Here is a 20251-nt window from a genome sequence, read left to right as displayed (position 1 = left end):
GCCGTGAAAACCAACCCCAATTTTCAGGATGCCGATGCGTTTTACGAACGCCTGCTCAATGCCCACAGCGGCCTAAGCCGCGAAGACTCCGAGTTACTGAATGCAAGGCTGATCCTGATCATGGCCAACCAGTTAGGCGATACGGCGGTGCTGCAAGCGTGTATTGCGGCTGCAAGCCCTACAGCCCCTCCTAAGTCAGCCCGGCCAGTCGAATAAAATCGGCACAGTTTCATCCAACCCAAGGCGGCATCCCTGCGATGCCGTTTTTCATTGCCCCATGACTGACGCCGCTACCTCACCACCTGCCCCTTCTGCAGCCGACGCTGCCAAAATATCGCCACCGACCCCGGGGCTGGACAGCCTAGCCAAATCATTTGAGCCGTCGGCGATCGAAAGCCATTGGGGTCCGTTGTGGGAGCAAAGCGGCCAATATGAACCTACGCTGGACGCCGCCAAGCCCTCTTTTTGCATCCAGCTGCCACCGCCCAACGTGACCGGCACCCTGCACATGGGCCACGCGTTCAACCAGACCATCATGGACTCGCTGACGCGCTATCACCGCATGAAGGGTGACAACACGTTGTGGATCCCCGGCACTGACCACGCGGGCATTGCGACGCAAATTGTGGTGGAGCGCAAGCTGCAAGGCGAAGGCAAAAGCCGCCACGACCTCGGCCGCAAAAACTTTGTCAGCAAGGTGTGGGAGTGGAAGGAGGAGTCAGGCTCCACCATCACCCGTCAGATGCGCCGCATGGGCGACTCGGTTTCCTGGAAGCACGAATACTTCACCATGGACCCGAAGATGTCCAAGGTCGTCACCTCGACCTTTGTACAGTTGTACGAACAAGGCCTTATCTACCGCGGCAAACGACTGGTCAATTGGGACCCGGTGCTTAAATCCGCAGTCAGCGATCTGGAAGTGGAAAGCGAAGAAGAAGACGGCTTCCTCTGGCATATCCGCTACCCGCTGGTCGATGGCTCGGGCGCTTTAACCGTGGCGACCACGCGCCCCGAAACCATGCTGGGCGACGTGGCAGTGATGGTTCATCCTGACGACGAGCGCTACAAACACCTGATCGGCCAGCGCGTGTTGCTGCCTTTGTGCGACCGCGATATTCCCATCATCGCCGACGATTACGTGGACAAGGCCTTCGGCACCGGCGCGGTCAAGGTCACGCCCGCGCACGACGTGAACGACTATGCCGTCGGCCAGCGGCACAAGCTGCCCATCATCGGCATCCTGACACTGGATGCCGTGATTAACGACAACGCGCCGGAAAAATACCGGGGCCTTGATCGCTTCGTAGCCCGCAAACAGGTCGTGGCTGATCTGGAAACCTTGGGGTTTCTGGTTGAAGTCAAAAAACACAAGCTGATGGTGCCGCGTTGCGCACGCACTGGTCAGGTGATTGAACCCATGCTCACCGACCAGTGGTTCGTTGCCATGACCAAGGTCAGTGACAAAGACCCCACAGGGAAGTCCATCGCCCAAAAAGCCATCGACGCAGTGGACAGCGGCGCGGTCAAATTTGTGCCCGAACAATGGGTCAACACCTATCACCAGTGGATGGGCAACATTCAGGACTGGTGCATTTCGCGCCAGCTCTGGTGGGGCCACCAGATCCCCGCCTGGTACGACGAAGACGGCAAGGTGTATGTAGCCAAGGACGAAGCAGCGGCGCAAGCCCAGGCGCCCGGCAAGCGGCTGACACGCGATGAAGACGTTCTCGATACCTGGTACTCCTCGGCGCTGGTTCCTTTTTCATCGTTAGGCTGGCCGGAAAAAACCAAAGAACTGGATCTCTTTTTACCCTCCAGTGTGCTGGTGACCGGCTACGACATCATCTTTTTCTGGGTCGCCCGGATGATCATGATGACAACCCATTTCACTGGCCAGGTGCCCTTCAAACATGTGTATATCCACGGCCTGGTGAAAGACTCACAGGGCAAAAAAATGAGCAAGTCCGAGGGCAACGTACTGGACCCCGTGGACCTGATTGACGGCATTCAGCTGGCACCATTGCTGGACAAGCGCTCACAGGGATTGCGCAAGCCCGAGACGGCGCCGCAGGTGCGCAAGAACACCGAGAAGGAATTCCCGGCCGGTATTCCTGGCTATGGCGCCGATGCGCTGCGCTTCACGTTTGCCTCGCTCGCAAGTCTGGGGCGCAGCATTAACTTCGACAGCAAGCGCTGTGAGGGCTACCGCAACTTCTGCAACAAGTTATGGAACGCCACACGCTTTGTACTGATGAACTGCGAAGGGCAGGATTGCGGCCTCAACGAGCACACACAAGACCAATGCAAGCCAGGTGGTGAATTTGAAAACTACTTGTCGTTTTCGCAAGCTGATCGCTGGATTTCATCGACCATGCAGCGGGTGGAAGCCGATGTCGCCAAAGGTTTTTCAGATTACCGACTGGACAACGTCGCAAGCAGTATTTACCAATTTATTTGGGATGAATTCTGCGACTGGTATCTGGAAATCGCCAAGGTGCAAATCCAGTCGGGCACCGAGGCACAAAAGCGCGCCACGCGGCGCACGCTGATCCGTACGCTGGAAGGCATCCTGCGGCTTGCCCATCCTGTGATTCCTTTTATCACCGAAGAACTCTGGCAAAAGGTGGCGCCGGTTGCCGGCAAAGCCGGCCCCTTCATCGGCCTGACCGCCTACCCGCAAAGCCAGCCCGAAAAGATTGACCCACAGGCTGAAGCGCATGTCACCAAACTCAAGACGCTGGTCGATGCCTGCCGCAACTTGCGCGGCGAAATGAAGGTATCGCCCGCGACCCGGCTTCCATTGTTTGTGGTGGGGGACAGCGCGTTCATGACCGCCGTGTCACCCCTGCTCAGGTCGTTGGCCAAGCTCAGTGAAGTCAAGGTGTTCGACGATGAGGCGGCCTGGGCCGCTGCTGCGCAGGCCGCGCCTGTGGCCGTGGTGGGTGAAGCACGCGTTTGTCTGCACATGGAGGTCGATGTGGAAGCCGAAAAGGCGCGACTCGGCAAGGAAGCGACGCGGCTTGAAGGCGAATTGATCAAGGTCCACGCCAAGCTCGGCAACGCGGCTTTTGTTGCGAAAGTGCCTCCAGCCGTTCTTGAGCAGGAGCGCAGGCGGCTGACCGACTTCACGGCCACGCTGGAGAAAATCAGGCATCAGCTGACGCGTCTGAAGTAAGAACTTTTCTATTTTTTTGTTCAAGGCATTTTTAATTTCATCTTATGGCGGGGTTGGCGCACGCCGATTCGGGCTTCAGTCTGACCCGCAGGCTGTGGCCCTGGCGAGATACTAGAATTTTTATTATCCAGAATCCAATGCAAAAATTCACTTTAAGCAAAGCAGTTTTCCCGGTCGCCGGATTGGGAACCCGCTTTTTGCCCGCGACCAAAGCGCAGCCGAAGGAGATGATGCCGATCGTGGACAAGCCGCTGATTCAGTACGCGGTGGAAGAGGCTCATGCCGCAGGCATACGCCACATGATTTTCGTGACCGGCCGCAGCAAACGGGCCATCGAAGACCATTTCGATACGGCTTACGAATTGGAAAACGAACTGGAAATGGCCGAGAAGCATGAACTGCTGGCCTTGGTGCGCTCAGTGCGGCCGGACAACATGAACTTCTCTTATGTCCGCCAGCCGCGCTCCCTGGGCCTGGGCCATGCCGTGCTGTGCGCCGAACATCTGGTTGGCAATGAGCCCTTTGCGGTCTTGTTGGCCGATGACCTGATGGTGGGTCCGCCAGGCGGACTATCAGTCATGGCGCAGATGGCGGCGCAGTTCGAGCGGCTTCAGCAATCAATACTGGCCGTGCAAGAGGTGCCGCTGGAGCAAACGCGCCGCTATGGCATCGTGGCGGGCGAAGTTATCAGCCCGGGGCTTATAAAGGTGCACAAGATCGTGGAAAAACCGGCGCCAGAGGCCGCACCGTCGCGCATGGGTGTGGCGGGGAGATACATCCTGACGCCCGCCATTTTTGGTCATATTCGCCGGCAGGCCACGGGTGTAGGAGGCGAAATTCAACTCACCGACGGCATCTCGAGCTTGTTGAGCGAGGAAACTGTGTATGCCCTGCAATACCAGGGCAAGCGCTACGACTGCGGTAGCAAGGAAGGTTTTCTGGAGGCGACTGTAGAGCTTGCGCTGCAACACCCTGAAGTCGGGCAACACTTTCGGCAATACCTGAACGGGCTAAAGCTCGGCTGACGTCGGAAACTTGACGCCCGCTATCCCGATTCAGCTCAGCGCCGCTTCAACACATGAATGAAATCGGCACCCGCAATTTCCTGGTTCACCAATTCATTGCCCGTCTGCTTCGCAAACGCCTGGAAATCGCGGGCCGACCCGGAGTCGGTAGACACTACCCGCAAAAGTTGACCGCTAAGCATTTCAGCGAGCGCTTTTTTGGCCTTCAAAATAGGCAGGGGGCAATTCAGGCCGCGGGTGTCTAGTTCTTTGTCGATATGCATGAGAAATCCTTGGTTCGCTGTTATTTTAGGCACTAGCAAGCGCGTTGGCGCGGAGAAAACTCAGGCCGGAAAAACGCCTGTGGAGAGGTAGCGATCGCCCCGGTCACAAACGATGAAGACGATCACGGCATCTTTTACCGTTTTAGCAATTTCCTGCGCCACCCAGCATGCCCCGGCAGCAGAAATACCGGCAAAAATACCTTCCTCGCGCGCCATACGCCGACACATGTCTTCGGCATCGCTTTGACTCACCAGCACCAGTTCGTCAACATGGCGCGGATCGTAAATTTTGGGCATATATTCTTGTGGCCATTTACGAATGCCCGGAATGCGTGAGCCTTCGCTGGGCTGGGCGCCAATGATTCTTATCGCCGGATTTTTCTTTTTCAGGTAGCGCGACACGCCGGTAATGGTGCCGGTGGTCCCCATGGCGCTGACAAAATGCGTCACCTTCCCGGCCGTATCTGTCCATATTTCGGGCCCAGTGGTCTCGTAATGGCTGCTCGGATTGTCCGGGTTGGAGAACTGGTCGAGCACGCGGCCTTTGCCTTCTTTCTGCATCTGATCCGCCAGATCACGCGAATACTCTATGCCCGCACTTTTGGGCGTCAGAATCAATTCGGCACCGAACGCCTTCATGGTCTGGGCACGTTCAATGCTCAGGTCCTCGGGCATGATCAGCACCATGTGGTAACCCTTGATAGCCGCAGCCATCGCCAGCGCAATTCCCGTGTTGCCGGAGGTGGCCTCGATCAGCGTGTCGCCCACCTTAATATCGCCGCGCTCTTCAGCACGGCGAATCATCCACAGCGCCGGACGATCTTTCACGGAACCGGCTGGGTTGTTGCCTTCAAGTTTGCCCAAAATAATGTTGTTGCGAACTGCGTTGTCAGTGGCCCCGATACGTTGCAAAGCGGCTAGCGGCGTTTTGCCAACGGCGTCTTCAATGGTTGGATAATTCATACATCACACTGTGCCATAATTCTCACTTCGTTTTCTATTGCCCGGGTGGTGAAATTGGTAGACGCAGGGGACTCAAAATCCCCCGCCGAAAGGCGTGCCGGTTCGATTCCGGCCCCGGGCACCATCGCTTTTTTGCTATGTTTTTTGCATCAGTTGCAGTATGCGTTGCCGCATAAGTGCGAAATGGTTAGCAAATGAGCGCGCAGACCAGTCTTGCACCCAGAGTCCGCTGAACTTTCAAAGAAGTAGTTCACCACGGCGCCCCACGCTGCGCCCAGCACCCCGAGCATAATCAGCCGCGCCTGGCTGTCGGTCGCCCTCCATTCCAGGGCACAGTCAGATAGAGTCTTGGCAATACGAATCATCATGCCCAACATGAAAATATCCGCTCTGTAGGCTGCGTGTTGAATGGCATGTTGGACATACTCGGGGCCAATTGATTTGCGCTTCGCGACTATTGGCAAGACAGTCGTCTAGTGAAGAGCTTCGTCAGCTCCGCTGCGCGAAGAGGGTCAGGTGCCGCTTGGGGCTGCTAAGACAAGCCCATACCTTGACATGACCGCTACCATCGCCGCCTTGTCAGGTGGCCCGCCTGCGTTGACTACTGCGCCAATGTCCTTGAAGTATTGAGGCCCGATATCAGGCGACTGCACAATAAGGGCTAGAGTGGCGGCATCAAACGGGTTACTAAATCTATGACCAGTTCCCTTGGGCGATAGCATCGATTCCCCCGAAACAAGGTCCCGGGTATCTTCCCCAACGCAATAGCGGAGCTTGCCTTCCAGAACATATACCCATTCCTCGTTCAAGGAGTGACTGTGCGGAGGCGGCACGTTCGATCCTGGAGGCACGCTGAGCTCAAATATACCCATACTTCCGCTCGCAGAGCCGTCCACCAGATAGTTGATGACCAGCTGTCCAACTTCGATCTTTGTCTTCGCACTCATGGCATTCTCCTTTTCTGACGGCTTGATGATACTGGCGATGTGCGCATTTGAGGTACCTAACGTCTCCAACTTCAAACTGCTTTCATGAGTTGCTGGAAATATTTCCCGTCCCCCGTCTTGAACAGCCCATACCATGCATCGAGGACTTCGTCGGTGTACAAGTCCAGACAGGAAAAATCTCCTTTGCGAAATCGACTGGTGGGCTTCTTTCCTGAATTCGCGGGCTGAACAGCCAGGGAAAGCCCAGCCTGACCCGTACTGACAACAATAGCATCGTAGTGTTCCATCATTTAGTTCTTTATGGATAGCCAGAAAAACTCAACCCCAAGCGTGCTACCGGCGCGACATTGTTCAGACCATAGCTAGGTTAATCAATTTACGAAAAGCAGCTAGTTCATCTGAACTGGGTTGGCAAGTTTTTACAGTCATTCTTACTGCCGAGATTGGGCGTCACTATTTCGGCTTATCCGTCTAACTTTGAAGTCAGCAACTCTTACTTACCAAGGAAATTCAACACTTACGCGTTGGCAATGGCATCTCCGTCAATTCACATTCAAGAGAAATTCAAATGGCGCCATCTTTCTTCATCTGCATTGCGATCGCGTCGTTGAGCTTGCCCGCATACGCATCATCGTAGACAGACTTTTCAATATTCTTAAGCACGAAATCGGTGCCTACCCAGGCTGAAGTATCAATTTTTGAAGTCCAAACAATCCGCTTGCTCACTCGATCAAATAGTTCGGCGGTGAACACGTAGCTCGATTGTCCAGAGTGCATGTTTGCGCTGACTCGACCACTAATGGGGATCACGATCAATAAAGAACTCGCAAGCGAACCGCTCGGAATGGCTTCCCCATAAATGATCACGGCCGAGCCCGCAATTCCGACACCAAATTTTGAGAAAGATGATGCCGCTTGATGGACCAATTTGGGACCGAACTCGTAAAAACCAGTATCGACCAAACCTACGCCTCTCCCGTATGCCTGAGACGACACCACTTTCATTTCTACGTTACGGTACACATACTGCAAATTCAGTGCCTTATGCGTCCCTTGAGACAGTAGTTTGGACTCTGTGACTTTCGGAGCGGTGTTGCAGGCGGCAAGAAAAAATATGCCTAGACAAAGTATGACGCGCTTAAGCTTTTCAGACATTGAAGCTGTGACGCTTGAATTTACATGCGTGATTATCTGAATTTGAGTCATGGTTAGTAGTCCCTAGTAGATCCGCTTGACATTTTTATGAGCTGCTTTTTAACCCGATAGCGCGACGGTGAAGTACTGCCGCACTATTGAACACAACTCCCCTGCTGAACTCACACCAACCTAAGTTCAGCGCGCTACTCAACGAGCGGAACCAATCAGTTGAATGACTCATTCTCAAGCCCCCAGATAGTGTGCAAATTGCCTACTTCGGCACCTTGATCTATCTCAGACTTTTGCTGTTGAGTTGGGCTCAGCCGCTTCTCATCTACATGAAGACTTGGCCATGGTCGAACAATTGACTACTCTGATCGCCCGACGCCGAAAAGTAAAAGGCTATTAAAAAAATAGCAGCAAGTTGATATGTATCGGGCACGGGAGCACCAAAACGTTAAAGACAAGGTAAAACCATCTCCGCCTTTACCCAACCCCGCAGGCTGTTCAGGAACGCCCAGCCCTGCACCCGTGGCGAGTCTTCCACCCTCACTACGGCTTCGATCAGCGTGCCATCCTGCAGCGCTAGCGCACGGCCCACACCCGGCAGCAAGCCCGACGACAGCGGCGGCGTCACCCAGCAGCCGTCCATCAGCATCGCCACGTTGCCGCGAATGCATTCGGTAATTTCACCCTCTGGGTTCCACAGTACCGTGTCAAACACGCCGGGCTGATTCGGCGTGAAGGCGTCGTAATGCGCGCGGCGCGTAGTCTTGAAGCGCACAAACTCACCGTGGGCCTCGTCCAGCGGTCGGTCGGCCAGTTGCAGGCGCACCTGAGCCGGTGATGTTTCTATTGGGAAGACCTCGGCCCGCACCTCGCCCTGGGCGGTGAATAGCAGGCGCACGCGCCACAGTCCCATCTGATGCGCTTGCGCCAAGTCTTGCAGGCACTGCTGCACTTTAGCCGCGTTCCACGGGTAGCCGAAATGCGACGCGGCCCCCGCCATGCGCTGTAAGTGATTGGCGGCGTGGCGCAGCTTGCCGTCCTGGAGTGCCAGCGTTTCCAGCAACTCGAAAGGCTGGCTGACTCGATCCAAAAAGGCGCGCTTGTAGCGCCACTCCTGCCATTCGGCATCCGGCATCGCGCCCGAAGTAATGCCGCTGCCAATTCCGCAGCGCAGCCTGCCCGCCTGAAGGGTAACGGTACGGATGGGTACGTTGAACGTGGCCCTGATTCCATTTCCCTGTTCGCCCGGCCGCACAACGCCGATGGCGCCGCAGTACACACCGCGCGGCGCTGGCTCCAACGTGCGGATCATTTGCATGGCGCGCACTTTTGGCGCGCCGGTCACCGAGCCGCAGGGGAACAATGCGGCGAACACATCGCCCAGCGTGACGCCAGCGCGGGTCCGGGCCTGCACGTCGGACGTCATCTGCCAAACGGTGGCGAGCGCTTCGGTTTGAAACAGGCGCGGCACCTGCACGCTAAATGGCTCGGCAATGCGCGACAGGTCATTTCGCAGCAGATCCACGATCATGACATTTTCGGCGCGCTCTTTCGGCGATGCGCGCAAAGCGGCCGCTTGCGCGGCGTCGTCCAGCGGCGTAGCGCCTCGTGCGGCGGTGCCCTTCATCGGCCGCGCCAGAATGTGTCCGGCGCGCCAGTCAAAAAACAGCTCAGGCGACACCGACAGCACCTGTTCATCGCCGGTGTCGATAAAAGCCGCATAGCCGCCGGGCTGAGCACGCTGCATTTCGGCGAACAGCGTCTGCGCCGCGCTCTCTAGCGGCTGGCCCTGCCAGGTGCCCAGTAGCGGTGCGGTGAAGTTGACCTGGTACAACTCGCCAGCCGCAATGGCGTGCTGGATGTCGGCCATACCCGCGTCAAATGTGGCACGCAAACAGGTTTCGCGCCATTCCACGGGAGCCCGGCTCGCGTTGTCACGCTGATCCTCAGGCCAAGGCAGTGCCTCGTCGTACACCGCAAACCAGGCCAGTGGTCCCTCCGACGCGTGCACGGCAAAAGCAGTGTCGAAGGCCGGGGCGGCTTCGTACCGCACATAGCCGACGCACCACCTGCCTTGCAGCGCTGCGGCCTGCACAGCATCCAGCACGGAGCGGACTTGATCCAGCTGGTGGGCCACCAGCACCGCACGCGGGGAGCCGAAGGCGTGGCGCAGGCGCGGTGCAGCGCTGTCATGCGGATCAGAAAAATCGATGAGTGAAGTCGGGGTCAATTCGGCCTCTCGCCCTGGTTAGTTCATGAGGTGTAGTTGTTCACTGCGCGCATCCATCGCCATTGCTGTGCCGTCGGGAAGTGGCATACCGCAGGGGCTTTATGCTGCGCCTATGAACGGCACCAGCCCGGCGATGGGCTGGCCGTTTTTGAGGGCGGCGGTAAAAGCCAGCATGCGGTCAATAGGCCTGCGGGCTCGGGGGATCAATGCAGGCTCCACATGGATTTCATGGGTACTGGTTTCGAGCACATGGGCCACACCGGCCAGTCCGTTCATCGCCATCCAGGGGCAATGCGCGCAACTCTTGCAGGTGGCGCTATTGCCCGCAGTGGGGGCTTCAATAAATGTTTTTCCAGGGTTAAGGCTGCGCAGCTTGTGCATCATGCCGTTGTCGGTCGCCACGATGAACTCCTGCGCATCCATCTCGCGCGCAGCTTTCAGGATGGCTGAGGTCGAACCCACCGCGTCGGCAAGCGCGATGACGTCCGCCGGTGACTCCGGATGAACCAGCACCTTGGCCTTCTGGTGCTCTTTTTTCAGGGCTTCCAGCTCGAGCGCCTTGAATTCGTCATGCACGATGCACGTGCCGTTCCAGAACACCATGTCAGCGCCAGATTCGCGTTGTAGGTAGCCCCCCAGATGCCGATCGGGCGCCCAGAGGATTTTCTGGCCCTGTGCGTGGAGCGCACGCACAATGTCCAGGGCGCAGCCGGAGGTCACCACCCAATCGGCACGCGCCTTGACGGCCGCGCTGGTGTTGGCGTAGACCACCACGGTACGGTCGGGATGGGCATCACAAAACGCACTGAACTCGTCGATCGGGCAACCCAAGTCGAGTGAACAGGTGGCGTCGAGGTCGGGCATGAGAACGCGCTTTTCAGGTGAAAGAATTTTGGCTGTTTCGCCCATGAATCTGACACCCGAAACTACCAATGTTTGCGCCGCGTGATCGCGACCGAAACGCGCCATTTCAAGCGAGTCCGACACGATGCCACCGGTTTCTTCAGCCAGATCCTGCAAGTCGGGGTGGACATAATAGTGCGACACCATCACGGCGTTGCGCGCTTTGAGCAGACTTCGAATGCGGTCCTTTAGCGCGGCGCGCTCAACTTGCGTCGGCTCAAGAGGTATCCGCGCCCACCCTTGGCGCGTTGCGCAGGTGGCGGACTCGCCCAAAATGCCGCTGTCCGGTTGCTCGTAGTCCACGCTGATGGTGTGCCGCGCTGATTTCATTGGTCGGCACCTGAGTCCGCATCAAAGCGCATCGAAAAATCAATTGCCCTCACGTCCTTGGTTAGCGCGCCGACAGAAATTCGGTCAACGCCGGTCTCAGCCAGCGCGCGCAAGCCATCCAGCGTGACCCCACCCGAAATTTCCAAAATCGCCCGTCCGGCGTTGATTCGCACCGCTTCATGCAGGCTGGCCAGGTCCATGTTGTCCAGCAGCACCATGCGCGCACCCGCATCCAGCGCCTGCGCCAGCTGGCTCAGGGTTTCTACTTCAATCTCGACAAAATCGGCCCGCACCGCGACTTGCTCGGCTCGCTGCAATGCCTGCTCGATGCCTCCCGCCGCGGCAATGTGGTTTTCCTTGATCAGAACCGCGTCGTACAAGCCCACCCGGTGGTTGGTACCCCCACCGGTTAACACCGCGTATTTTTGTGCGAGACGCAGACCTGGCAGGGTTTTTCGGGTATCCACAATTTTGGCCCGCGTCCCTTCAACCACCGCCACGTAGAGGGCTGTTTTGGTGGCAACAGCGCTTAAAAGCTGCAGAAAATTCAGCGCCGTGCGTTCGGCCGACAGCAAGGCGCGGGCCCGGGCGCGGACCTCAAACACGACCTGATTGGGTTCGCAACGCTGGCCCTCTTTCACGTGCCAGACCAATGTGGCCTGCGCATCGAGCTGCTTGAACGCAGCCTGTACCCAGGCGCGACCGCACACCACGGCGCTTTCGCGGGCCAGCACGCGGGCCCGCGCCTGGCGATCAGGATCAATCAGGGCAGCGGTCAAATCCCCGGTGCCCAAATCTTCCGCCAGCGCACGCGCTACATCGGCCTGGGCCAGCTGGGCAACTGCCGCGTCAGAAAAATAGGATGACTTTTTCATAAACAATCTGAATAAAAAATCTCGCAGAAAGCGCACTGTACAGTGCTCTAAACTACCTTAAACCCCTCGCTTGCTGTCGCCAAGGTTACAGCGCGGGCGAAATCCTTACTTTTGCCGTGGCTTGTTGGCAAGCCGTGCACCTTTTCTTAAATCTATTTCAACCCCGTTCCCAACATGTTCAGAACCCTGCTCAAATCCAAGATCCATCGCGCCAGCGTCACCCACTGCGAACTCAATTACGAGGGCTCCTGCGCCATTGATGAAGACCTGCTTGACGCCGCCAACCTCGGTGAAAACGAACAGATCCACATCTGGAACGTCAACAACGGCGAGCGCTTCATTACCTACGCAATCCGGGCCGAACGCGGCAGCCGCATCATCTCGGTCAATGGCTCGGCGGCGCGTCGCGCGGCAGTCGGTGACCTCGTCATCATTGCCGCTTTTGCCCAGATTGAAGAAAAGGAAGTGGCGGGCTTCAAGCCCAAGCTGGTGTTTGTCAGCCCCGACAACCAGATCCAGGAAGAGCGCTCGACCATACCGGTCCAGAGGCCCTGATTACCTGCAACTTGGCGCGCGCACGGTATGACCTGGGACGCGGCCTGCAGGCTCGACGGGCATAAGTGATGTCTTCACCCCTTTTAAGGCGAGGCCCCATGGACAACCTATCGATGATTGAGCGCAGCCAGCGCCATGTGTGGCACCCCTGCACGCAGATGAAGCTGCACGAGTCGCAGCCCCCGGTGCCGATCGCCCGCGCTGAAGGCGTGTGGCTCTATGACTTCGAAGGTAAGCGCTATCTGGACGGCATCAGCTCATGGTGGGTCAACCTGTTCGGCCACAGCCATTCGCACATCAAGGCGGCGCTGGTAGACCAGCTCGACCGGCTTGATCACATCATGCTGGCCGGTTTTACGCACCGGCCCGTGATAGCGCTGTCAGAGCGGCTTGGCGCCTTGACCGGCCTCGGCCATGCCTTCTATGGCAGCGACGGCGCCAGCGCTACCGAGATCGCCTTGAAGATGAGCGCTCATTACTGGCGCAACACGGGACGACCGGAAAAATGCCGATTCGTCGGGCTGGCTGGCGGCTACCACGGCGAAACCGTGGGTGCGCTGGCGGTCACCGACATCCCGATTTTTCGTGCGGCCTACGCGCCGCTGGTGCGACTGGCAGCGACCGTCGCGAGTCCCGATGCACGCGGCGCCCTGCCGGGAGAAAGCGCAGCGGATGTGGCAAGCCGTGCAGCCGCCGCGCTGCAAAGCTGGCTTGAGCAGCACCATGCACAAACTGCCGCCTTGATCGTGGAACCGATGGTGCAGTGCGCCGCAGGAATGGCGATGCACGACGCGAGCTACCTGCGTCAAGCGCGCGCACTGTGCGACCGCTATGAGGTGCACCTGATCGCCGATGAAATTGCCACCGGCTTCGGCCGCACCGGCACGATGTTTGCACACCAGCAAGCCGGTATCCGCCCCGACTTTATCTGCCTCTCGAAAGGACTGACCGGCGGCACCCTGCCGTTGTCAGCGGTACTGACGACCGACACGGTGTACGACGCGTTTTACGACGACGACGTGTCCCGCGGCTTTTTGCACTCGCACTCCTACACCGGTAATCCGCTGGCTTGCCGGGCCGCACTGGCCACGTTAGAGCTGTTTGATCAAACCAATGCGCTGGCGCGCAATATCGAGCTGGCGAAAACGCTGGACTGCGCATTTGCCCCGCTGACGCGGCACGCCCGCATTCGGAACGCTCGAAGGCTGGGCATGATCTGGGCCTGGGATGTCGACCCCGGCAACACACCGTTGCCCCACTTTGCCCGCCGTTTTGCTCAACATGCCTTGGGGCATGGCGTGCTGCTGCGTCCGATTGGCAACACCGTCTATGCCATGCCGCCCTACGTGATGGACGCAGACTCTGCCGACCATCTGGCGCGCGGCGCGCTAGCGGCGCTGGAAGACACGCTGGCCGAAGAAAGCCTTGCGCATGTCTGAGGTCAAGCGCCCCGTGGTGTCGATATTTGTCACCGGCACCGATACCGGCGTTGGCAAAACGTTGGTCAGCGCGGCGCTGCTGTATGCATTGGCCAAGCACCACCGTCGGGTGGTAGGAATGAAGCCCATTGCAGCCGGGACCGTGCGTATGGGCGCCCTTCAGATCAACGAGGACGTTGTCGCCCTGCGCGCCGCCTCCACTTGCACCGTTCCGGCAGAGCTGGACAACCCGGTATTGCTACCCGACCCGCTGTCGCCGCATATCGCCGCAGCCCGGGCAGGCGTACACATCGACATCGACCGCCTCGTGGCCTGCCATCTCGCGTTGACGAAGCTGGCCGACGCCGTGGTGGTCGAAGGCGCCGGCGGTTTCCACGTGCCATTGTCAAATACCGAGACCGGCGCCGACCTGGCACAAGCGCTGGACTTGCCGGTGATTCTGGTGGTGGGCTTGCGGCTCGGCTGCCTGAACCACGCACTACTGACGGCCGAGGCGATTCGCGCCCGTGGGCTCATGCTGGCAGGCTGGGTGGCCAATCATGTGGACCCGACCATGCTGGCCCGAGACGACAACATCGCCTTCTTGCAGCAGCACCTCCGGGCACCCCTGCTGGCCAGCATTCCCTATCAGTCCGTGCCTAACCCGCGCGCGCTGCCTATTGACCTTCCACCGGCATGGCAATGACAACTTCCTGGCTCGACGAATTCCCGGCACGCGTCGCCGAACTGGACCGCGCCCACCTGCGCCGCCAGCGCCGCGTGGTCGTACCCGACAGTGCCGCCGAGGGTGGTGCGCGCCTGGTGGTTGATGGGCAAAGCATGTTGGCCTTTTGCAGCAACGATTACCTCGGCCTGGCCCAATACCCCCGTCTGGTGAAAGCCGCCTGCGATGCCGCTCAGGTGTATGGCGTGGGGTCGGGTTCGTCGCCCATGGTCAGCGGCCACAGTGCCGCCAATGCGGCGCTCGAGCTCGAACTGGCCGCCTTTGTCGGCCTGCCGCGCGCGCTGTACTTTTACGCCGGTTTCGCCACCAACATCAGCATCGTTCCCGCGCTGGTAGGTCCCGGCGACGCAATCTTTTCAGACGCGCTGAACCATGCCTGCCTGATCGACGGCGCGCGGCTGTCTCGCGCGCAAATTCACCGTTTCGCGCACGCCGACCTGGCCGCGCTGGAGCATCAACTGGCGCAGAGCACCGCTGCGCGCAAGCTGGTCATGAGCGATGCCGTGTTCAGCATGGACGGCGACAGCGCCGACATTGTCGCGCTGTTAAATCTGTGCGAACGCTATGACGCTTTGTTATTGCTTGATGATGCCCACGGCTTTGGCGTGGTAGGCCCGCAAGGACGCGGCAGCCTGGCGCAGGCTCGACTGTCAGGTCTCAAGTTCTCGCGCCGGATTCTCTATATGGCGACGTTGGGTAAAGCGGCCGGCGTGGCAGGCGCCTTTGTCGCTGGCGACGACGCGCTGGTGGAATGGCTGCTGCAAAAAACCCGGAGCTACACCTTTGCCACCGCCGCCCCGGCCATGCTCGCCAGCGCCTTACGCGCCAGCCTGGAAATTATTCAGCAAGACGACTGGCGTCGCGCGCATTTGCAGCGTCTCATCGCACGCCTGCGCACAGGCTTGACCGCTGGCCTGGAAGGCAGTGGCTGGCAGTTGTCAAAATCACAGACCCCCATTCAACCGCTATTGATTGGCCGCAATGACGAAGCTCTGGCCGTGATGGAAGGACTGCTTGCAAGTGGCCTGTGGGTTCCTGCGATCCGCCCTCCCACCGTGCCCGAGGGAACAGCCCGCCTGCGCATTGCGCTGTCGGCCGCCCACACGGAAGCCGATATCGATCAGTTAGTTAACGCGTTGAGCCTACTAGCCCAGGCCTTCCGTTCGTCACCGGTTACCTCGTGCTGACGGTCGCTTCCGATAGACTCCCTTCCAATTTGTACGAAAGAACACAGACCATGTCCACCGCAGTAGAACAAAACATTATCTTGCACCGCACCCCTACTCCCCACATGAAAAGGGACGGGGCCGAGCGCTGGAGCGTCGATGCCATCGAAGCTCTGTTTGACCTGCCTTTTCCCGAATTGATGTTCAGGGCTCAAACCGTCCACAGAGAAAACTTCGACCCCACCCGGGTTGAATTTGCAACGCTGCTATCGGTCAAGACCGGCGGCTGCGCCGAAGACTGCGGTTACTGCCCGCAGGCCGCCCGCTACGACACAGGTGTGGAGGCCAGCAAGTTGATGGAGCCTGCTGAAGTGCTGGTCGCCGCAAAAGCCGCGCAGGCAGCAGGTGCGACGCGCTTTTGCATGGGCGCGGCTTGGCGCTCGCCCAAAGAACGCGACATTGAAAAAGTCGCTGAGTTAATACGCACGGTCAAGGCACTCGGGCTGGAAACCTGTGCCACGTTGGGCATGCTGGAAGACGGTCAAGCACAAACGCTGCAAAGCGCAGGGCTTGATTATTACAACCACAACCTCGACAGCGCGCCCGACTTTTACGGCGACATTATCACGACCCGCAACTACCAGGACCGGCTCGATACGCTCGCCCGCGTGCGCAGCGCGGGCGTCAAGGTATGCTGCGGCGGCATCGTGGGCATGGGCGAAACCCGCCGCCAGCGCGCTGGCCTGGTGGCCGAGCTGGCGAATCTCACCCCCTATCCCGAATCCGTGCCCATCAATAACTTGGTGAAAGTGGAAGGCACGCCGCTGGCAAATCAGGCGGACCTGGACCCGTTTGAATTTGTACGTACCATCGCCGTGGCACGCATCACCATGCCTACGGCCCGCGTGCGTTTGTCGGCAGGCCGCCAGCAGATGGGCGACGGCGTGCAGGCGCTGTGCTTTCTGGCCGGGGCGAACTCGATTTTTTATGGCGACAAGCTGCTGATTACCGGCAACCCGGACACCGGAGCCGATGTGCGTCTGCTGGCGCGTCTAGGCATGAGCCGCTCGGCGCCTGGGGCTCGTTGAGCGCCCTCGCCGCGGCACTCAAGCGCAACGCCTAAAAGGGACGTTAAAGCTGGTTAGACTCTCGCTAACTCTGGATTGAACCATGACGCCACTGAACCCCTCTTCGGCCGCTTCCGCAGCGCCGTCAGCAACTCCTTACGGCACGCTGCCGCCAACCTTCACGCCTTCGGTGCGCAAACCGCTGAGCCTTCTGCGCCTGCGCGAAATGCACACGCAGGGCGAAAAAATCACGATGCTCACAGCCTACGATGCGACTTTTGCCGCCGTGGCTGATGCCGCCGGCGTGGAATGCATTTTGGTTGGCGATTCCCTGGGCATGGTCTGCCAGGGCTTGACCAGCACCGTCGGCGTGACACTGGAGACGATGCGCCACCATACCGAGTGTGTCGCCAATGGCCTGCGCCGCTCGCACGGCGTGTCCTGGCTGATCAGCGACCTGCCGTTCGGCAGTTACCACGAGTCGAAGGAACTCGCCCTGCGCAACGCCGTGGTGCTGATGCAGGCCGGTGCCCATATGGTCAAACTCGAAGGCGGCGGCTGGACCACGGACACGGTGCACTTTCTGGTGGAGCGAGGGATTCCGGTTTGCGCCCATTTGGGGCTGACGCCGCAAACCGTTCACGCGCTCGGCGGATACCGCGTGCAGGGTAAAACCGAAGTAGCTGCGGCCGCCCTCAGGCGCGAAGCGCTCGATCTTCAAGACGCCGGCGCCGCCCTGCTGGTGCTCGAGATGGTGCCCGCGGATTTGGCGGGCGCAATAACGCAAGAACTTGCCCGTTGCCCCACCATCGGCATAGGTGCCGGCAAAGACACCTCCGGCCAGGTGCTGGTGTTGCACGACATGCTGGGTATGAACTTGGGGAAAATGCCGAAATTCGTACGCAACTTCATGGAAGATGCCCACAGCGTGCGCGGCGCCATGGAGGCCTATGTCCACGCCGTGAAAGACGGCAGCTTTCCGGTCAACGCCACCCACGCGTGGTAGCCGCCCTCATCAGACTGGCCTTTTAAGGCCCGATTTCAAGGAACCATGATGCACATCGTCCATACCATTGCGGAGCTGCGCGCGCACCTCAGTCCGTTCAAGCGCCCCGCCTTCGTACCCACCATGGGCAACCTGCACGATGGCCATATCGCACTGGTCAAACAGGCCAACCCGCTGGGCGACGTCACGGTATCGAGCATTTTTGTAAACCGGCTTCAGTTTGCACCGAACGAAGACTTTGAAAGCTATCCCCGCACACTGGATGCTGACGCCCAACGACTCGAAGCCGCAGGGTGCAACCTGCTGTTTGCCCCCCGCGAAAAAGAGCTTTACCCCGAACCGCAAACCTACAAGGTGCATCCCGCCACAGATTTGAGCGACATGCTGGAAGGACACTTTCGCCCCGGATTTTTTATAGGCGTCAGCACGGTTGTGCTTAAGCTCTTCTCGTGCGTCTATGCCGGCATGCCATCGGGCGTCGCGGCCTTCGGAAAAAAAGATTACCAGCAGGTGTTGGTGGTGCGTCGCATGGTGCGGCAGTTCGCCCTGCCGATCGATATTTTGGCGGGTGAAACCCAACGCGCAGAAGACGGACTGGCCCTGTCATCGCGCAACGCCTATCTCAACCCGGCTGAACGCATTGAAGCCGCGCAGCTCGCCAAAGCGCTCAAAGCGCTGGGCGAAGCAGCCCGGACCTGCAATACACCCGACCTGGCGGCTCTGGAAGCGCAGGCCATGCAGGCCTTGGCGCGGCGCGGCTGGAAGCCCGACTACCTGACCGTACGCCGCCGCGCCGACCTGCTGCCACCCCAAGGCCCCCTCGCCTCTGAACCACTGGTGATTCTGGGTGCCGCCAAACTGGGCAACACCCGGCTGATCGACAATTTCGAGATCTGACTCGGTTTGGTCGTGGGTGACCTTTTCTCGCCCTTGGCGTATAAACAGGTTAAGACGTTGATCGCCGCTTTCATGGAGTTTCATCATGGCCATTTCGCACGCCAGTCCGGGACAACTCATTGATGTTCGTCCCCTCAGCAACAAGCTCGCGGAAGCTCGAACCACTGCCTTGTTCAAAACCGACCAACTCGAGGTGATGCGTTTGGTCGTGCTGGCCCATAAAACAGTGCCGTCGCACCAGGTGAAGGGCGAGATCACAGTTCAGTGCCTGGAAGGCGAGCTCGAATTCATTGCCGGTGCAGAGACCCATCTGATGAAAGCGGGCCAGCTTATTCACTTGGCAGGCGGTGTCGAGCATGCCTTAAAGGCCCTGAAAGACTCGTCGCTGCTGGTGACCATCGTTTTGCAAAAGTAGCGTGCGGTAGCAACAAACATCGGCAATCAGCCGACTTCCGTGGTGGGGTCACGCTCCATCAAGGCCGCAACCGCATCAGCTGGCTGCAGCTTGCCATCGAGGAGTGCCACCACGCTTTGCGCGATCGGCATCTCGACACCCAAACCGGCCGCACGCTGCACCACGGTTCGGGCGCAGTAAACGCCCTCGGCCACATGGCCCAACGACTCGACCGCCTGCGCCAAAGTTTTTCCCTGCGCCAGCAGCAAACCCACTTTGCGGTTCCGGCTCAGATCACCGGTGGACGTCAACACCAGATCGCCCAACCCGGACAGGCCGGTAAAGGTCTCGGCACGGGCGCCCAGCGCGACGCCCAATCGGGTCATTTCCGCGAGCCCGCGCGTGATGAGCGCTGCCCGGGCATTCAGTCCGAGTTGCAGGCCGTCGCACAGCCCCGTGGCGATAGCCAATACGTTTTTTACAGCGCCGCCCACTTCAACACCGACGACGTCGTCATTGGCGTAGACGCGCAAAGTCGAACTGTGAAACGCTTCGACAAGCGCATCGCGCACCTCGGCGTGCCGACTGGCGGCTACTAGCGCGGTCGGCTGGCCTCGAGCGACTTCCAGCGCAAAGCTCGGACCGCTGAGTACGCCCGCTCTTAAATTGACAGCAACTTGTGCGCGTATCTCATGCACCATGAGACCAACGGGTACTGAAGATGAGTTCAACAAAGGTTCTGCAGCGACCGGCGCCTCAAAGCCTTTGCTCAGCCAAGCTACCGGGACCGTGGCCTTCTGCAGGCTTTGCAACAGACTTCGCGCTGCAGAAACCGGAGTCGCCAAAATGATGAGGTCTTGCCCCCTGACCATAGTCGCCAACGACGACTCCCCGCCCGCCTTCAACAGCAGGCTGTCGGGCAATGCGATTCCGGGAAGATAACGGGCGTTGACGCGCTCGGTTTGCAGTGCGTTGACCAGCGCCGCATCTCGTGCCCAAAGAGTCACCTGATGCCTCGGCACGGCGGGGTTTGAAATGCTGCAAGTGCGTGCTGCGTTGACAGCAAGCGCCGTACCCCAGGCGCCCGCACCAATCACCACTATTTTCATGGCAGCAGAACCGGCCGGTCCAGACAGCGCCTTAATT

At 59.1% G+C, this 20251-nt stretch carries 20 protein-coding genes and 1 tRNA gene; 12 read left to right on the top strand and 9 right to left on the bottom strand.

What is annotated here, in order from left to right; all coding sequences use genetic code 11:
* Positions 1–3: 3 nt before the first annotated feature.
* The 3 genes from HHJ16_RS10720 to galU all read left to right on the top strand — a co-directional run bounded on the left by HHJ16_RS10720 (position 4) and on the right by galU (position 4200).
* A complete protein-coding gene (locus HHJ16_RS10720) occupies positions 4–216 on the top strand; it encodes a DUF2783 domain-containing protein (RefSeq protein WP_293642756.1) in 213 nt (70 codons plus the stop codon).
* A 61-nt stretch (positions 217–277) separates the two neighbouring features.
* Positions 278–3175 carry a valine--tRNA ligase gene (locus HHJ16_RS10715; RefSeq protein ID WP_293642755.1) on the top strand — a complete coding sequence of 966 codons (2898 nt, stop codon included), beginning with the start codon at positions 278–280 and terminating at the stop codon, positions 3173–3175.
* A 137-nt stretch (positions 3176–3312) separates the two neighbouring features.
* Complete coding sequence (gene galU / locus HHJ16_RS10710; protein WP_293642754.1) at positions 3313–4200, top strand: UTP--glucose-1-phosphate uridylyltransferase GalU; 888 nt, start codon at positions 3313–3315, stop codon at positions 4198–4200.
* Between the two features lie 35 nt (positions 4201–4235).
* Here galU and HHJ16_RS10705 read toward each other — a convergent pair whose 3' ends face one another.
* Positions 4236–4463: a sulfurtransferase TusA family protein gene (locus tag HHJ16_RS10705; protein WP_293642753.1), complete on the bottom strand. Its 228-nt coding sequence runs from the start codon at positions 4461–4463 to the stop codon at positions 4236–4238.
* Positions 4464–4523: 60 nt separating this feature from the next.
* Positions 4524–5426: a cysteine synthase CysM gene (cysM, locus tag HHJ16_RS10700; protein WP_293642752.1), complete on the bottom strand. Its 903-nt coding sequence runs from the start codon at positions 5424–5426 to the stop codon at positions 4524–4526.
* 39 nt (positions 5427–5465) lie between these two features.
* Here cysM and HHJ16_RS10695 point away from each other — a divergent pair.
* Positions 5466–5550 (top strand) — tRNA-Leu (locus HHJ16_RS10695).
* Between the two features lie 388 nt (positions 5551–5938).
* On the opposite strand, the gene HHJ16_RS10690 is transcribed toward HHJ16_RS10695, so the two are convergent.
* The 6 genes from HHJ16_RS10690 to nadC form a co-directional block, all read right to left on the bottom strand.
* Positions 5939–6373: a cupin domain-containing protein gene (locus HHJ16_RS10690; RefSeq protein WP_293642750.1), complete on the bottom strand. Its 435-nt coding sequence runs from the start codon at positions 6371–6373 to the stop codon at positions 5939–5941.
* Between the two features lie 71 nt (positions 6374–6444).
* Complete coding sequence (locus HHJ16_RS10685; RefSeq protein WP_293642749.1) at positions 6445–6660, bottom strand: hypothetical protein; 216 nt, start codon at positions 6658–6660, stop codon at positions 6445–6447.
* 277 nt (positions 6661–6937) lie between these two features.
* Positions 6938–7579, bottom strand: a complete 642-nt coding sequence (locus tag HHJ16_RS10680; RefSeq protein WP_293642748.1) for a hypothetical protein — start codon at positions 7577–7579, stop codon at positions 6938–6940.
* A 388-nt stretch (positions 7580–7967) separates the two neighbouring features.
* Complete coding sequence (gene pabB / locus HHJ16_RS10675) at positions 7968–9749, bottom strand: aminodeoxychorismate synthase component I (protein ID WP_293642747.1); 1782 nt, start codon at positions 9747–9749, stop codon at positions 7968–7970.
* Between the two features lie 99 nt (positions 9750–9848).
* The gene (nadA, locus tag HHJ16_RS10670) at positions 9849–10982 is read right to left on the bottom strand and encodes a quinolinate synthase NadA (protein ID WP_293642746.1); all 1134 of its coding nucleotides are present in this window, start codon (positions 10980–10982) and stop codon (positions 9849–9851) included.
* A complete protein-coding gene (nadC, locus tag HHJ16_RS10665; RefSeq protein ID WP_293642745.1) occupies positions 10979–11857 on the bottom strand; it encodes a carboxylating nicotinate-nucleotide diphosphorylase in 879 nt (292 codons plus the stop codon). The genes nadA and nadC overlap by 4 nt, the downstream gene beginning before the upstream one ends.
* 174 nt (positions 11858–12031) lie before the next feature.
* On the opposite strand from nadC, the gene panD reads away from it, so the two are divergent.
* The 8 genes from panD (at position 12032) to HHJ16_RS10625 (ending at position 19126) form a co-directional block, all read left to right on the top strand.
* Positions 12032–12412, top strand: a complete 381-nt coding sequence (panD, locus tag HHJ16_RS10660) for an aspartate 1-decarboxylase (RefSeq protein WP_293642744.1) — start codon at positions 12032–12034, stop codon at positions 12410–12412.
* 98 nt (positions 12413–12510) lie between these two features.
* Positions 12511–13851, top strand: a complete 1341-nt coding sequence (locus HHJ16_RS10655) for an adenosylmethionine--8-amino-7-oxononanoate transaminase (RefSeq protein ID WP_293642743.1) — start codon at positions 12511–12513, stop codon at positions 13849–13851.
* On the top strand, positions 13844–14536 hold the full coding sequence (gene bioD, locus HHJ16_RS10650; protein ID WP_293642742.1) for a dethiobiotin synthase: 693 nt from the start codon (positions 13844–13846) through the stop codon (positions 14534–14536). The genes HHJ16_RS10655 and bioD overlap by 8 nt, the downstream gene beginning before the upstream one ends.
* Complete coding sequence (gene bioF / locus HHJ16_RS10645) at positions 14533–15762, top strand: 8-amino-7-oxononanoate synthase (RefSeq protein ID WP_293642741.1); 1230 nt, start codon at positions 14533–14535, stop codon at positions 15760–15762. Before bioD ends, bioF begins: the two co-directional genes overlap by 4 nt.
* 104 nt (positions 15763–15866) lie before the next feature.
* The gene (gene bioB / locus HHJ16_RS10640) at positions 15867–16829 is read left to right on the top strand and encodes a biotin synthase BioB (protein WP_293642778.1); all 963 of its coding nucleotides are present in this window, start codon (positions 15867–15869) and stop codon (positions 16827–16829) included.
* Positions 16830–16911: 82 nt separating this feature from the next.
* A complete protein-coding gene (gene panB / locus HHJ16_RS10635) occupies positions 16912–17814 on the top strand; it encodes a 3-methyl-2-oxobutanoate hydroxymethyltransferase (protein ID WP_293642740.1) in 903 nt (300 codons plus the stop codon).
* Between the two features lie 48 nt (positions 17815–17862).
* Positions 17863–18711, top strand: a complete 849-nt coding sequence (panC, locus tag HHJ16_RS10630; RefSeq protein WP_293642739.1) for a pantoate--beta-alanine ligase — start codon at positions 17863–17865, stop codon at positions 18709–18711.
* An 85-nt stretch (positions 18712–18796) separates the two neighbouring features.
* The gene (locus tag HHJ16_RS10625; protein WP_293642738.1) at positions 18797–19126 is read left to right on the top strand and encodes a cupin domain-containing protein; all 330 of its coding nucleotides are present in this window, start codon (positions 18797–18799) and stop codon (positions 19124–19126) included.
* A 26-nt stretch (positions 19127–19152) separates the two neighbouring features.
* Here HHJ16_RS10625 and HHJ16_RS10620 read toward each other — a convergent pair whose 3' ends face one another.
* Positions 19153–20214, bottom strand: coding sequence for an NAD(P)H-dependent glycerol-3-phosphate dehydrogenase (locus HHJ16_RS10620; RefSeq protein ID WP_293642736.1), 1062 nt, complete (start codon positions 20212–20214; stop codon positions 19153–19155).
* Positions 20215–20251 lie beyond the last annotated feature (37 nt).

It is taken from the genome of Polaromonas sp., from assembly GCF_012927485.1.
GTDB lineage: Bacteria > Pseudomonadota > Gammaproteobacteria > Burkholderiales > Burkholderiaceae_C > Polaromonas.
Note: the sequence above shows the minus strand (reverse complement) of the source record. Positions and strands in the feature narration are given on the sequence as shown.

Excerpts from the sequence above, each read along its gene's own strand:
- panB (WP_293642740.1), top strand. The coding sequence starts at position 16,912 with ATGACGCCACTGAACCCCTCTTCGGCCGCTTCCGCAGCGCCGTCAGCA.
- HHJ16_RS10655 (WP_293642743.1), top strand. The coding sequence starts at position 12,511 with ATGGACAACCTATCGATGATTGAGCGCAGCCAGCGCCATGTGTGGCAC.
- HHJ16_RS10680 (WP_293642748.1), bottom strand. The coding sequence starts at position 7,579 with ATGACTCAAATTCAGATAATCACGCATGTAAATTCAAGCGTCACAGCT.
- nadA (WP_293642746.1), bottom strand. The coding sequence starts at position 10,982 with ATGAAATCAGCGCGGCACACCATCAGCGTGGACTACGAGCAACCGGAC.
- panC (WP_293642739.1), top strand. The coding sequence starts at position 17,863 with ATGCACATCGTCCATACCATTGCGGAGCTGCGCGCGCACCTCAGTCCG.
- HHJ16_RS10715 (WP_293642755.1), top strand. The coding sequence starts at position 278 with ATGACTGACGCCGCTACCTCACCACCTGCCCCTTCTGCAGCCGACGCT.
- bioD (WP_293642742.1), top strand. The coding sequence starts at position 13,844 with ATGTCTGAGGTCAAGCGCCCCGTGGTGTCGATATTTGTCACCGGCACC.
- panD (WP_293642744.1), top strand. The coding sequence starts at position 12,032 with ATGTTCAGAACCCTGCTCAAATCCAAGATCCATCGCGCCAGCGTCACC.
- galU (WP_293642754.1), top strand. The coding sequence starts at position 3,313 with ATGCAAAAATTCACTTTAAGCAAAGCAGTTTTCCCGGTCGCCGGATTG.
- cysM (WP_293642752.1), bottom strand. The coding sequence starts at position 5,426 with ATGAATTATCCAACCATTGAAGACGCCGTTGGCAAAACGCCGCTAGCC.
- HHJ16_RS10690 (WP_293642750.1), bottom strand. The coding sequence starts at position 6,373 with ATGAGTGCGAAGACAAAGATCGAAGTTGGACAGCTGGTCATCAACTAT.
- nadC (WP_293642745.1), bottom strand. The coding sequence starts at position 11,857 with ATGAAAAAGTCATCCTATTTTTCTGACGCGGCAGTTGCCCAGCTGGCC.
- HHJ16_RS10705 (WP_293642753.1), bottom strand. The coding sequence starts at position 4,463 with ATGCATATCGACAAAGAACTAGACACCCGCGGCCTGAATTGCCCCCTG.
- HHJ16_RS10620 (WP_293642736.1), bottom strand. The coding sequence starts at position 20,214 with ATGAAAATAGTGGTGATTGGTGCGGGCGCCTGGGGTACGGCGCTTGCT.
- bioF (WP_293642741.1), top strand. The coding sequence starts at position 14,533 with ATGACAACTTCCTGGCTCGACGAATTCCCGGCACGCGTCGCCGAACTG.
- HHJ16_RS10685 (WP_293642749.1), bottom strand. The coding sequence starts at position 6,660 with ATGGAACACTACGATGCTATTGTTGTCAGTACGGGTCAGGCTGGGCTT.
- HHJ16_RS10625 (WP_293642738.1), top strand. The coding sequence starts at position 18,797 with ATGGCCATTTCGCACGCCAGTCCGGGACAACTCATTGATGTTCGTCCC.
- bioB (WP_293642778.1), top strand. The coding sequence starts at position 15,867 with ATGAAAAGGGACGGGGCCGAGCGCTGGAGCGTCGATGCCATCGAAGCT.